Origin of the sequence: Nonomuraea sp. NPDC050404 (genome assembly GCF_040655495.1) — a bacterium.
Taxonomy (GTDB): Bacteria; Actinomycetota; Actinomycetes; order Streptosporangiales; family Streptosporangiaceae; genus Nonomuraea.
Window position 1 is genome coordinate 1 of sequence record NZ_JBFAKB010000048.1, and the last position, 12,558, is coordinate 12,558.

Below are 12,558 nucleotides of genomic sequence, written 5' to 3' on the forward strand. Positions count from 1 at the left end.
GCCCCCAGACGGTGGCCCCCAGCTCCGGGCCCCGCTAGAGGCCCCGCCAACCGGCCGGAACCCTCAACCACCCACAGCTTGCCAGACCTTAAGCCGCACCCAGCCGACCAGAGCCTTCGCCCACCGCCAGGCAGGCAGCAGGATCCTCAGCCCACCGCCGGCCGGCTGAACCCTAAGCCTGGCCAGGCCGCCCACGATCTGGGCTGCGGTGGGAGCGGCCCCCGCCCGCCCAGGGTGCATGGGTCCGGACCCCGTTTATGACACATGACGTGTGTCGTCGGAGTTGCGGTAGGGGTGTGCGCGGGCTTGTTGTCGGCTTAGCCTGGCGGGCATGTCGACACGTCTGTCGCCCCGCCTCGCCGCGATTGTGGACGCGCTTCCTCTTCACGCGCACTCGCGGGTTCTGGAAATCGGGTGTGGGCCCGGGGCGGCTGCACGAGCCGTCGCGAGTCGGCTCACCGCCGGCCATATCCTGGCCATCGACAGATCGGCCGCCGCCATAGCGCAGGCTGAAGCCACCGCGATGGACGAAATCGCGTCCGGTCGCATGAGCGTCCGCCAGGTCGCGGCTGAAGACTTTGTCCTTTCGACTCATGAAGAGCCGTATGACGTTGTGTTCGCGGTTCGTGTTGGGGCCATGGACGGGCGGCATCCCGAAGCTGGGGAGCGGGTGCTCCAGCGCATCGCCGCGGCGACCACGGCAGAAGCCCGGCTCTTTATCGACGGCGGCGATCCGCTTCGGGAAGTGCGCATCCCGCGAGCATGAGCCGACTCGGTCGCCGCCTGGTCCACGAACGCGGTTCCGGGTTTGCCGTTCCAGCAACGGGAGTTGTGGCTTTAGTGGGTGCCGACGAGGCTGAATGTCGGTCGTCACGGCGGGCGGCGATGTCGCTGAACGTCGGTCGTTGCTGTGGGCGGTTTCGGTGTGAGCGTCGGCTGTCACCGTAGGCGGCGACGGCGTGAGCGTCGGTCGTTAGGGCGGGCTGTTTCGGGGTGAGCATCGGTTGTCACCGTAGGCGATGGCGTGGACGTTGGTCGGCACAGCGGCTGAGTCGGTATCCGGGGTTGGCTGGTTGGTCAAGGGTCGGCTTGAGTCGGGGCAGGGAAGTAGGGCTTTGATGCGAGTATTCGTTACCGGAGTGGGTGGCTACATCGGGGGCGCTGTGGCCGTCCGTCTACTTCAGGAAGGTCACACCGTGGTTGGCCTGACCCGGGATGGGGCCAAGGTGGGTGCCCTTGCTCGCTTGGGTATCCAGCCGGTGGTGGGCACCCTGGACGACGCGGACGTGCTCACCGTGCAGGCCCGGGGTGCGGATGCAGTCGTCAATGCGGCTGACAGTGACCACCTCAGGGCCGTGCGGACGCTTGTTGCGGCGCTGGCGGGGTCTGGGAAGCCACTGATTCACACCAGCGGCTCCAGCATCGTGGGGGTCGGGACCGACGGGGAGGTCTCGTCCGCGATCTTTCACGAGGACGTCCTCGACTCCGACTCTGGCTGGGAGCCCGAACACCCCATACGCAAGGCACGCGTCGCCATCGACCGTCTGGTACTGGCGGCTGCGGAGCAGGGTGTACGTACGGCGGTCCTGTGTCACAGCCTCATCTATGGGCCCGCACAGGGGTTGCCCGGTGAGAGCGTTCTGATCGCCGCGCTCGTGCGGCAGGCGCGGGCCGCCGGGGTGGTGCGGCAGGTTGGCGGCGGGGGCAACATCTGGTCCAACGTGCACCTCGGCGATGTTGCCGAGCTGTATCTCCTGGCCCTGGAGAAGTCGTCCCCAGGCACGTTCTACTTTGTGGAGAGTGGCGAGGAGTCCATTGGTGCGATGGCGGCGGCCATCGCTCGTTGCCTTGGTCTGCCGGGGCCGGTGCCTTGGCACCCCGACGCCGATGCCGATGCTGCCGACAGTGTCTGGGACCCGCAGTTCGCCATGCACGCGCTTGGCTCCAACAGCCGGGTCCGTGGTTCCCGCGCCCGTGACCTGCTCGGCTGGCGTCCCCGGCATCACTCGATCATCGACTGGTTGTCCAGTACGAGCTTCGGAGAGACGGTAGAGCGCTGACGGGAGGGTCCGCATTGGCTCGGCGTGGAGTGGGGTGCGTTCCCGCTGGTTGGCTTGATGGCTGCCGAGGCACGGATGCGGGCGTCGTTGACCGGTGCGTCGGGATGGCCGAGCCGCACTAGTTCCGGTCGGGGTGGTGGCTGCTCGGGGCTGGATTTGGATCTGGTGCCGGTCGGTGGCGTGGTACGGGGTGGGCGGGGTGGGTCGCTTGCTCTGACTCCAGCTTCACCAGCAGGTCAAGGGCGTCTTTTCCGGTGCGCACCGCAGTGGCGCCGAGTGTATTTTCCAAGCCGTCGGGAGCGGGTCCGGGGACGACCTCGTTGGGTTGGAAATCCATTGTGATCATGTTGTCGGAGGGTGCGACTCACAGTAAGCGTGCCGTCGGTCGTACTGAATTGGAGCCGCCCCTGTAGTCGCTCCGGGAGAAATGAGAGTGCGCTCGGTCGTGAGGGTGACATGACCACAGAGCGTAATTTCTAATGGGGAGGTAAAGCGGGGCAGTGGAGGTCCGAGCAGGAAGGGGGTCTTGGAGAGATGAGGCTTGGCGGCTACGCTCTGCATCCAGTGGGCAGTAAGCGGAGAGTCCAGCAGGCGGCTCGCTGCGGGTTTACCCTTGAAAGCTGTGCCCAGTGAAGGTCTCGACGGTGAACAGGGGCGTCACCGATCGTATACGGGGGGGCGGATATCCAGCTGCAAGCAGGCTGCAAGTCGTACAAAATGGAATTAGGGCTGGGCGTGTCGCGTGGCGAATGCGGAATCGTCGGTTACCGTCCAATGTGTAGGGACGTGCCGATTACGGTGAGTTCCTGAGGAAAGGACAAGCCGATGGGGGCAGTGCGCAAGGTGGTGAGCTACCTTGGCCTGAGCGGGGTCGATCACTACGACGAGGGCTACGACGACGACGAGCAGTACGAGGACGAATACGTCCCCGCGACCGAGCGGGCCGCCAAGCGGTGGCGCGCGAACGTCGACTCGTCGCGAATCGTGATGGTCCAGCCGCTCAAGTACAACGACGCACCGTTGATCGGCCAGCATTTCCGTGAGGGTCAGACGGTGATCATGGACGTCACAGGCATGTCGATGGCCGAGGCGACGAGGATGGTTGACTTCGCCGCCGGGTTGGCTTTCGGGTGCGAAGGGCGGATCGAGCGGATCGCCGAGCGCGTCTTCCTGCTCGCGCCGGCCCACGTTGAGATCGAGACCACCTGACCCGGCCCATGGGAGAGCCGCTGGGGAGCGGTTCTGATGATGTTGTGTCCAGGGGGCCCGCGCGAAGCGGTTCCCGTCGCGAGAGCTCGGGAGGGCCGCTGCCAAGTGGTCCTTGTCGCTGGAGTTCAGAGAGCCGCTGGGGAGCGGTTCCTGTCGGATGAGCCCCGGAGAACCGCTGGGGAGCGGTTCTCCGTGACGTGAGTCAGTGAGCGGCGCGCGGGCCGCGACGGATCAGCCGGATCAGCTCGGTTGCGTCCTCAGCGGCCTGCGTCGCGCGGGTAGCCGATTCGCGGGCATAGGCGTGCAGCGCCCAGACCGCCCCTTCTGCCAGCTCCTTCAGCTCGCTGACCTGGCCGGCCACGTAACGGGCGTCCGCCTCGGCCAGCTTGCGGCGCTGCCAGAGCTGCCAGCCGGCCAGGCCGATCATGGCCACTGCCGCGGCCGCGAGCACGCGGGTGGCGAACGCCGCGCCGATCAGGCAGGCGACGCCCGCGACGATCAGCACCACGGCGGCCCACGGACGGCCGCGCGGCACCACGCCCTCGGTGACGATCAGCTCCTCGGCCGCGGCCAGTGAAGCCTCGTCGGCGCCTTCCGGACGCAGCACGATCGGGTGGCCGAGCAGCGGGACCGTCAGCGTGTCTGGTGCCTCCAGGCGGCTGTCGGCCTCCAGTTCCTCGGCCATGCCACGCAGTATCGGCGCGGCCACGTGCAGCGCTATGGCGGCGAGGTGCGGGTCGGCGCCGGGACGCAGGTCGTCCAGCAGGTACGAGCTGAGCGAGGCCATCGGCCCGGCAGGCCCGCCCTGGCCGATCAGCGAGCGCAGCACGGCGAGCGGCTCGTTCTCGGCCCAGGTGGCGGCGGGGCTGCCCGAGCTGTTGTCGAGCGGGGCGGAGGAGTCGTGCTCGGCCTGCCGCGCGGAGGTGATCTCCGCGACCCGGCCGCGCAGCCTGGCCAGGCGGGCGGCGGCCACGGCGGGCTTGGCCAGCTCGGGGATTTCGGCCATCTCCGGGAAGTCGACCAGCGACGGCGGAACGACGACCGCGGGCTCGCCGGGCACCAGCGCCTGGACCCACTTCTCGGGGTCGGCGTGCTCCTGGACGGCCAGCGCGTCGAGTTTGCGCAGCACAAAGATCTTGCCGGCGGGCCCGTACGCCCCCCGGGCGGCGGCCAGCCAGAGCGAGCGCTGGCCGTGGGAGACGGGATGGTCGAGCGACAGCTCACCGAAGGCCGTGCCGAGCCAGGAGGCGTGAATGCGGCTGCCCTGCCCGGACACCGCCAGGGCCAGGCAGAGGAACAGGGCGGTCTGCTGCTGGTCGCGCCCGGCGGCCCGGCTCAGCGGTTCGAGCGGGTCGTCGCCGGCGAGGAGGGCGACCAGCGCTTCGACGGCCGGCGGCAACCAGTAGCCGGGTACGTCGCTGAAGCTCGGTGCGGCCGGAGGCGCGGTGGCCTTGGCGGCGAGGTGCGCCAGCAGCGCTTCGGCGTAACGATGCAATTCGGTCGCTGCTGGGGGGCTCGCAGTCAGGTCCGTGCTCAAGGCAGAAAACTCCCCCATTTCGGCCTCAGTTCATGACCGCGTAAAGCCTAGCCGTTGGGGCGCGCCAACGAGGTGGAGGCGCGCCCACGGCGGATCGTGAGTCTTTGAGTCAACTGCCTGTTACATGCGCTCGGGGACAGGGACGCCCAGAAGGTCGAGCCCTGTCTCCAGCACCCGCAACGTCAGCGCGCACAGGGCCAGCCGCTGGTCCCTGGTCTCGGGGTCGACGCCCTCCTTGACCACCGGGCACTCCTCGTAGAACGTGCTCAGCAGGCTCGCCGTCTGGAAGAGGAACGCACACAGCCGGTGTGGCTCGGAGTCGGCGGTGACCTGCGAGACGAGCTCGCCGAAGCCCAGCAGGTGCAGGCCCAGCGCGCGCTCGGCCGGGGCCTTGAGCACGATCGGAGCCGTCGCCTCGGCCGGCGTGATGCCCGCCCTGCGGAAGATCGAGCGGATCCTGGCCGTCGCATACTGCATGTAAGGGCCGGTGTTGCCGGTCGTGGCCACCATGCGGTCGAGGTCGAAGACGTACTCGCTGTCGTGGCTGACCGACAGGTCGGCGTACTTCACGGCGGCCATGCCGACGGAGTGGGCGATCTCCCGCTTGGTCGCCTCGTCGTAGCCCCGGTCCTCGATCAGCCGGCCGGCCCGGTCGATGGCCTCCTGGAGCAGGTCCATCAGCTTGACCGACTCGCCGGAGCGGGTCTTGAAGCGGCGGCCGTCCTTGCCCAGCATCATGCCGATGCGTACGTGCTCGGCCGAGGCCGTCTCAGGCAGCCAGCCCGCCAGCTGAGCCGCGGCGAACACCATCTGGAAGTGCAGCGCCTGCTCGTTGCCCACGACGTAGAGCATGCGGTCGGCCTTGAGGTCGTGCACCCGGTAGCGGATCGCCGCGAGGTCGGTGGTGGCGTATCCGTAGCCGCCGTCGCTCTTCCTGATGATGAGCGGCAGCGGCTTGTCGTCGGAACCGGTGAAACCGGGCGGGAACACGCAGAGCGCACCCTCGCTCATCACCGCGGTGCCCGACGCCTCCAGGTCGTCGCAGGTCTTCTGGAGCATCGGGTTGTACATGCTCTCGCCGGCGATGTCGGCGTCGGTCAGCGTGACGCCGAGCAGGTCGTAGACCTTGTTGAAGAAGCGCACGGTGGCGTCCATGAACACGTGCCAGAGCCGCAGCGTGTCGGCGTCGCCCGACTGCAGGGTGCCGACCCGCGTCCGAGCCCGGGTCTTGAAGTCCTCGTCGCCGTCGAACTTGGCCCGCGCCGCCTGGTAGAACTCGGTGCCCTGGCCGGCTTCGAGCTGCTCGACGGCGGCCCGCTCGCCGATGTCGAGCAGGTGCTCGATGAGCATGCCGAACGGCGTGCCCCAGTCGCCCAGGTGGTTCTGCCTGATGACGGTGTTGCCCAGGTGCTCGTGCAGCCTGGCCAGCGAGTCGCCCACGATCGTGGTACGCAGGTGGCCGACGTGCATCTCCTTGGCCGCGTTGGGCGCGGAGTAGTCGATCACCACGGTCAGGGACGGCGTGCTCGTGCCGACGCCGAGGCGCGGGTCGGCCAGCATCTGCCGGGCCTCGGACTCGATCCACGAGACGTCGAGGGTGATGTTGAGGAAGCCGGGGCCGCTGACCTCGACCGTACCGGGGAAGTCGGACAGCTCCGCCTTGATCGCCTCGGCGACCTCCCGCGGTGACCGTCGCAGGCGCTTGGCCAGGCTCATCGCGACGTTCGCCTGGAAGTCGGCGAACTGGGAGGGCCTGATCAGCGGATCTGCGTCGGCGTGCTCGGAGCCGAACGCGCGGGCCAGCGCCTGCTGGACGCGCTCGGTGAGCACTATCTGCGGGTCGGTCATGTTCTAAGGGTACCGGCGACCTTGACCGCGATGCTTATCAATATCGCCGCCAAGATCGAGATGCCGACGGCGATCAGGCCGCCCGTGACGCTGCCCGGTTCGAGGGCGAAGAACTCCCTGACGAAGGGCAGTGTCAGGCCGATGCCGAACAGCACCGCCATGGAGCCGACCAGCGCTGCCCGCCACCAGGTGAGCGGCCTGGCGATGAGCACGAGCACCCACCAGGTGACCAGGAAGAGCGTGATCACCGCGGCCGTCTGGTGCTCCAGGAGGGTGGAGGTGCCGGTGTGCGCGGCCCAGTACGACACCAGCACCGCCAGCGCGCAGAGCACGCCGGCCGGCACGGCGAAGCGCAGCACCCGGCGTACGAAACCGGGCTTGGAGCGCTCAAGCGTCGGGGCCAGCGCGAGGAAGAACGCGGGGATGCCGATGACCAGGGCGTTGGTCAGGGTCGAGTGCCGCGGCGCGAACGGGAAGGCCACCCCGGCCAGCCCGACGATCAGCGACAGGGCGATCGCGTAGAAGGTCTTGGTGAGGAACAGGTTGGAGACCCGTTCGATGTTGGCCAGCACCCGCCGGCCCTCGCCCACGACGTGCGGCAGCGTGGCGAACTTGTCGTCGAGCAGCACCACCTGCGCGACGGCCTTGGTGGCCGGGCTGCCCGCGCCCATCGCGATGCCCAGGTCGGCGTCCTTGAGCGCGAGCACGTCGTTGACGCCGTCGCCGGTCATGGCCACGGTGTGGCCGCGGGCCTGCAAAGCGGTGACGAACTCGCGCTTCTGCTGCGGGGTGACGCGGCCGAAGACGGTGTGAGTGTCGAGGAGTTCGCCGAGCTTGGCGGGGTCGTCCTGGGGCAGCGTCCTGGCGTCGAGCGAACGGTCGCCGCCGGGGATGCCGAGGCTGGTCGCGATCGCGGAGACGGCCAGCGGGTTGTCGCCGGAGATGATCTTTACCGTGACGCCCTGCTTGGCGAAGTACTCCAGGGTCTCGCGGGCGTCGGGCCGCAGGCGCTGCTTGAGCGTGACGAGCGCGACGGGCTCCAGCCTCGCCTCGCCGTGCTCGGTGCCGGACAGGCTGTCGGTACGGCACAACACCAGCACGCGCGTTCCGGTGACGGCCAGTTCGGCGGCCCTGTCGTAGCTGTCGCCGCCGCGGAGCAGCACGTCCGGCGCGCCCAGCACCCAGGCGCCGCGCTCGCCGAAGTCGGCCCCGGTCCACTTGCGGGCCGAGGAGAACGGCACGGACGCGCGGACCGTCCAGCCGTCGGGGGCGGCGGGGTAGCGGGCCCTGATGGCCTCGGCGGTGGCGTTCGGCCGGTCGTCGAGATGGGCCAGGGCCGCCAGAGCCGCGTCGATGGGCTCGTCGTTCGAGGCCGGGGGTTCGCCGGTGGGCAAGTTGTGCGTGGCCGGGCGTTCGCCGGCGGGTCCGTTATGTGAGGTCGGAGGTTCGTCGGCAGGTCCGTTGTACGAGGTCAGGTGTTCGGCGGTGGGCAGGATCTGGTCGAGGTCCATGCCGCCCGCCGTGAGGGTGCCCGTCTTGTCCAGGCAGAGCACGTCCACCCTGGCCAGCCCCTCGATCGCGGGCAGTTCCTGGACCAGGCACTGACGCCGGCCCAGGCGCACGACGCCGACCGCGAACGCGATGGAGGTCATCAGCACCAGGCCCTCGGGGATCATGGTGACGATGCCCGCCACCGCGCCGGTGACGGCGGTGCGCAGGTCGGCCGTGGCCTGGAACTGGCTGAAGGTCAGCAGGGCGCCGATCGGGATGACCAGCCAGGTGAGGTACTTGATGAAGCTCGCCACACCCGAGCGCAGCTCAGAGTGGGCCAGGTGGAACTTGCTGGCCTCCTCGGCCAGCTTGACCGCGTACGCGTCGGTGCCGACCCTCGTGGAGACGAACGCGCCCGTGCCCGCCACCGCGAAGCTGCCCGACAGGACCTGGTCGCCGGGCTGCTTGTGCACGGGGTCGGGCTCGCCGGTCAGCAGGGACTCATCCACCTCCAGCCCGTCGGAGCGCACGACCTCGCCGTCCACCAGCAGGCGGTCGCCGGGACCGAGCAGGATCAGGTCGCCGAGCACCACGTCGCGCGGACGGATCTCGCGTTCCGCGCCGTCGCGGCGCACGCGTACGGGAGCCTCGTTGATCACCGCGAGCCGGTCGAGCATGCGCTTGGCGCGCAGCTCCTGGATGATGCCGACCAGCATGTTGGCCACGATGACCAGCCCGAACGCGCTGTCCTGCCACTCCCCGATGGCCAGGATCAGCACCCAGAGCACACCGATGACCAGGTTGAACAGGGTGAACACGTTCGCTCTGAGAATCGCGCTCAGCGACCGGCTGGACCGGCGCGGCACGTGGTTCGCCTGCGCTTTCGCCACCTGCTCCGAGGTGAGCCCGTCCGTCACTGAGACAAGGCCGTCCACATAAGCCCCCGTTTCTGTGGATCGGTCTCACACCCTAAAGGTTCGTCCGGGTGCGTGGGAGAGACTTGGGTCTGCTTCACCACAGACGGTGGGAGCGGCCCGTGGCGGCCGTTCGTTCGCCGATCGCGGACACGACGCCGGCCGCCGACAGGTCCGCGGCGAGCTGGCAGGCCGCGCTGATGCCCTGGGCCTTCGAGGCGCCGTGGGCGATGACGACGGTGCCGTTCAGCCCGAGCAGCACGGCGCCGCCGTGCGCCTCGGCGTCGAGGCGGCGGCGCAGCTCGCGGATGCGCGTGCGCTGCATGGCGGCGCCGAGCCGGGCCAGCCTGCTGTCGCTGACCGCCTCCCTGAGCTCGGTGAAGGCGTAGCGGACGGCGCCCTCCATGGTCTTGAGCGCCACGTTGCCGGTGAAGCCGTCCGTGGTGATCACGTCCACCCGGCCGGTCAGCAGGTCGTGGCCTTCGACGTTGCCCTCGAAGATGAGGCCGGGGGTGGCCTGCAGCAGCTCGTGGGCGCGTTTGACGAGCTTGTTGCCCTTCTCGGCCTCGCTGCCGATCGTCAGCAGGCCGACCTTGGGATCCTGTACGCCGTGGGCGAGCTCGGCGTAGGTGGCCCCGAGGTGCGCGAACTGCACCAGCATCTCCGGTTTGACCTCGGCGTTGGCGCCCGCGTCCAGGAGCACGGTCGGGGTGGGGAGGGTGGGGAGATCGACCGCGATGGCCGGCCTGAGCACGCCCTGCAGGCCCTTGAGCCGGAGCCGGCCGGTGGCCACGATGCCGGCCGTCGATCCGGCGGACACGACCGCGGCGGCGTCGCCGCGGCGCACGAGGTGGCAGGCGATCGCGATGCTGGAGCGCGGGCGGCGCAGGCTGGCCAGCGCGCCCTCGTCCATCTCCAGGGCCTCTTCCGCCCGGATGATCGGCACCTCTTTGGTGGCGTCGTGGTCGGCGAGCGCCTCATAGAGCACGCGGGTCGAGCCGACGAGCACGACGGGCAGGCCGCGTTCGCGCACGGCGTGCACCGCCCCGGCCACGATTTCGTGCGGCGCGTGGTCGCCGCCCATGGCGTCGAGCGCGATGGGCCTGCTCTCGGACAATGGTCACCTCGTACGGCATCGAGCCCGCCGTCACGGCTTGCCGGAACGCGGGCTCGGTATGTCCGCATCGCAGGCACGGCAGGTGCCCAGGTTAACCGGCGGGTAGGACCGTCCAGTTCCCGCGTGGGGGCGTTCCAGTCCTGGCCGGTGCGTTCGCGTTCCGCTCCTGGCCGGTGCGTTCCACTCGTCCCGGGTGACCAGCGCGGGTTCCGGCCGAGACCAGCGCGGGTTCCGGCCGAGACCAGGGCGGGTTCCAGCGGTGACCGGTGCGGGTTCCGGCCGTGACTAGTGCAGGTTCCAGTCGTCCTTGCCGCGGGAGACGATGACCTTGGAGAACTTCGCGTAGCCCGTCAGCCTGATGAGCGGCCCGTCGCCCTCGGAGCCGGCCGTCACGTTGCGCTTGCCGAAGATCGCGGCGCCCTCGTCGATCACGCGGGCGTTGTCGGGGACGCGGACGATCAGCTTGCTGAACCAGGCGCTGGTCTCGACCGTGATCTCGCGGCCGGGCAGCACGGCGTCCGACAGGTCGATGATGAGCGCCCCGAAGGCGGCCGACAGCCGGGTGTGCCGGGAGGCCACCCAGCGCCCCTTGCGCACGACCTTGCTGAAGGTGGAGCCGATGACCTGCCGTTCCATGGCGGCGGGCAGGCCGGACGCGCCGGACGCGGACACCTCGGGCAGATCCCGGGTGAGGGGGACGAGTTCGCCGACCGTCTTGGCCGTGTAGACCAGGTCGAGGCGGTCGGCGTGCTCGACGCTGGTGAGTCTTCCGGTGGCGAGCGCCTCGCTCAGCACCGCGGCCACTCGGTCGCGGTCGGCGTCTGAGGCGCGCAGTTCCAGATCGTCGGTCACGATAAATCAGTCTATGCCTGTACGCGATATGTCGCGAGTGTCCGTGAACCTCAAGGAAAACTTGGAGCCCAGCGGAACCGGTGACGCGACCAAGCGCGTCCGGGTATTAAGAACGGTAGACGCGCGACAGGGTCGTGAGGTTTACATCATCGAACAAAAAAAGATGGGAACGGCCTAGTGATCTTGAACCAAGCAGGTACCCGACGCTTCAAGGCGTACACGTCCAAGCATCTCGACCAGCTCCTCCAGCGTACGGGGCTGGGCGACGACGAGCGGCTCAAAGTCCGCGCCGTCGCCACGGTGCTGCCCTTTCGGACGAACGCCTACGTCGTGGATGAACTCATAGATTGGTCGGCCGCACCCGACGACCCCATATACCGGCTCGTCTTCCCACAGGAGGACATGCTGCCCGCGGCGGACGTCGCGCGGCTGGCCGACCTGCTCAAGGCCGAGGCGCCGAACGCCGAGATCCAGGCGGAGGCGAATCGGGTTCGCGCGCAGCTCAACCCCCATCCCGCGGGCCAGAAGGAGCTCAACGTCCCGAAGGTCGGCGAGGAGCCGGTCCCGGGCATGCAGCACAAGTACGCAGAGACCGTGCTGATCTTCCCCAAGCAGGGGCAGACCTGTCACGCCTACTGCACCTACTGCTTCAGGTGGGCGCAGTTCGTCGGCGACGCGGACCTGAAGTTCGCCTCCGACGACATCGAGCAGATGGTCGGCTACATCCGCCAGCATCCCGAGGTCACCAGCGTGCTGATCACGGGCGGCGACGCCATGATCATGGGTGAGTCCGTGATCAAGCGATATATCGAGCCCCTGCTCGAACTCGACCAGCTCGAATCCATCAGGATCGGCACCAAGGCGCTGGCCTACTGGCCGCAGCGCTTCACCACCGACCCCGACGCCGACGACACGCTCCGCCTGTTCGAGCGGGTGGTGGAGTCGGGGAAGAACCTCGCGTTCATGGCCCACTTCTCACACCCGCGCGAGCTGGAGTCGCCGCTGGTCGAGTCGGCCGTCCAGCGCATACTCGGCAGCGGCGCCACGATCAGGACCCAGGCGCCGCTGATCCGGTCGATCAACGACGACCCGGACGTGTGGTCGGGCATGTGGCGCCGGCAGTTGCGGATGGGGATGATCCCCTACTACATGTTCGTGGAGCGTGACACCGGACCACAGGACTACTTCGCGGTGCCGCTGGCGCGGGCGTACGAGGTGTTCAGGGACGCCTACTCGACCGTCTCCGGGCTCTGCCGCACGGTGCGCGGGCCCTCGATGTCGGCCACACCCGGCAAGGTGTGCGTGGACGGCGTCATGGAGATCGCCGGGGAGCGGGTCTTCGTGCTCCATTTCATCCAGGCCCGCGACCCGTCACTGGTGGGACGGCCGTTCTTCGCGCGTTACGACCCGTCCGCCGTGTGGCTGACGGACCTGCGCCCGGCCCTGGCCGAGCGTTTTCCGTTCGAGCAGCCGGACCTCCTGCTGCCCGCCTGACCGGCCGCGCGCGTCCATCGCGACCGGCGAATTCCG

The 12,558-nt window shown here is 69.0% G+C and carries 10 protein-coding genes; 4 read left to right on the plus strand and 6 right to left on the minus strand.

Features of this window, described 5'->3' with window-relative positions; genetic code table 11:
- Nucleotides 1-331: 331 nt before the first annotated feature.
- Both AB0I81_RS60405 and AB0I81_RS60410 read left to right on the plus strand, forming a co-directional pair.
- Entirely contained in the window at nucleotides 332-766 is a 435-nt protein-coding gene (locus AB0I81_RS60405) for a class I SAM-dependent methyltransferase (protein ID WP_360678828.1), read from the plus strand.
- A gap of 352 nt (nucleotides 767-1,118) precedes the next feature.
- Nucleotides 1,119-2,060: an NAD-dependent epimerase/dehydratase family protein gene (locus AB0I81_RS60410; RefSeq protein ID WP_360678830.1), complete on the plus strand. Its 942-nt coding sequence runs from the start codon at nucleotides 1,119-1,121 to the stop codon at nucleotides 2,058-2,060.
- A 342-nt stretch (nucleotides 2,061-2,402) separates the two neighbouring features.
- Here AB0I81_RS60410 and AB0I81_RS60415 read toward each other — a convergent pair whose 3' ends face one another.
- Nucleotides 2,403-2,690 carry a PhzF family phenazine biosynthesis protein gene (locus AB0I81_RS60415; protein ID WP_360678986.1) on the minus strand — a complete coding sequence of 96 codons (288 nt, stop codon included), beginning with the start codon at nucleotides 2,688-2,690 and terminating at the stop codon, nucleotides 2,403-2,405.
- A 195-nt stretch (nucleotides 2,691-2,885) separates the two neighbouring features.
- Between AB0I81_RS60415 and sepF the strand changes: the two genes are divergently transcribed.
- Nucleotides 2,886-3,269 (plus strand): cell division protein SepF, encoded by a 384-nt coding sequence (gene sepF, locus AB0I81_RS60420; protein ID WP_360678833.1) that lies wholly within the window; start codon nucleotides 2,886-2,888, stop codon nucleotides 3,267-3,269.
- A 202-nt stretch (nucleotides 3,270-3,471) separates the two neighbouring features.
- On the opposite strand, the gene AB0I81_RS60425 is transcribed toward sepF, so the two are convergent.
- From AB0I81_RS60425 to AB0I81_RS60445, 5 genes are all read right to left on the minus strand, one after another.
- Nucleotides 3,472-4,764 (minus strand): hypothetical protein, encoded by a 1,293-nt coding sequence (locus AB0I81_RS60425; protein WP_360678836.1) that lies wholly within the window; start codon nucleotides 4,762-4,764, stop codon nucleotides 3,472-3,474.
- Between the two features lie 162 nt (nucleotides 4,765-4,926).
- Nucleotides 4,927-6,654 (minus strand): arginine--tRNA ligase, encoded by a 1,728-nt coding sequence (argS, locus tag AB0I81_RS60430; RefSeq protein WP_360678839.1) that lies wholly within the window; start codon nucleotides 6,652-6,654, stop codon nucleotides 4,927-4,929.
- On the minus strand, nucleotides 6,651-9,062 hold the full coding sequence (locus AB0I81_RS60435) for an HAD-IC family P-type ATPase (RefSeq protein WP_360678842.1): 2,412 nt from the start codon (nucleotides 9,060-9,062) through the stop codon (nucleotides 6,651-6,653). The genes argS and AB0I81_RS60435 overlap by 4 nt, the downstream gene beginning before the upstream one ends.
- 94 nt (nucleotides 9,063-9,156) lie before the next feature.
- Complete coding sequence (gene plsX, locus AB0I81_RS60440) at nucleotides 9,157-10,176, minus strand: phosphate acyltransferase PlsX (protein WP_360678845.1); 1,020 nt, start codon at nucleotides 10,174-10,176, stop codon at nucleotides 9,157-9,159.
- Between the two features lie 285 nt (nucleotides 10,177-10,461).
- Nucleotides 10,462-11,028 carry a DUF1707 domain-containing protein gene (locus AB0I81_RS60445; protein ID WP_360678847.1) on the minus strand — a complete coding sequence of 189 codons (567 nt, stop codon included), beginning with the start codon at nucleotides 11,026-11,028 and terminating at the stop codon, nucleotides 10,462-10,464.
- A gap of 177 nt (nucleotides 11,029-11,205) precedes the next feature.
- Between AB0I81_RS60445 and AB0I81_RS60450 the strand changes: the two genes are divergently transcribed.
- Nucleotides 11,206-12,522, plus strand: a complete 1,317-nt coding sequence (locus tag AB0I81_RS60450) for a lysine 2,3-aminomutase (protein WP_360678850.1) — start codon at nucleotides 11,206-11,208, stop codon at nucleotides 12,520-12,522.
- The last annotated feature ends 36 nt before the right edge of the window (nucleotides 12,523-12,558 follow it).

What these genes read in the sequence shown, in the direction of transcription:
- AB0I81_RS60405 (WP_360678828.1), top strand. Translation starts at nt 332, where the DNA reads ATGTCGACACGTCTGTCGCCCCGCCTCGCCGCGATTGTGGACGCGCTT.
- AB0I81_RS60410 (WP_360678830.1), top strand. Translation starts at nt 1,119, where the DNA reads ATGCGAGTATTCGTTACCGGAGTGGGTGGCTACATCGGGGGCGCTGTG.
- sepF (WP_360678833.1), top strand. Translation starts at nt 2,886, where the DNA reads ATGGGGGCAGTGCGCAAGGTGGTGAGCTACCTTGGCCTGAGCGGGGTC.
- argS (WP_360678839.1), bottom strand. Translation starts at nt 6,654, where the DNA reads ATGACCGACCCGCAGATAGTGCTCACCGAGCGCGTCCAGCAGGCGCTG.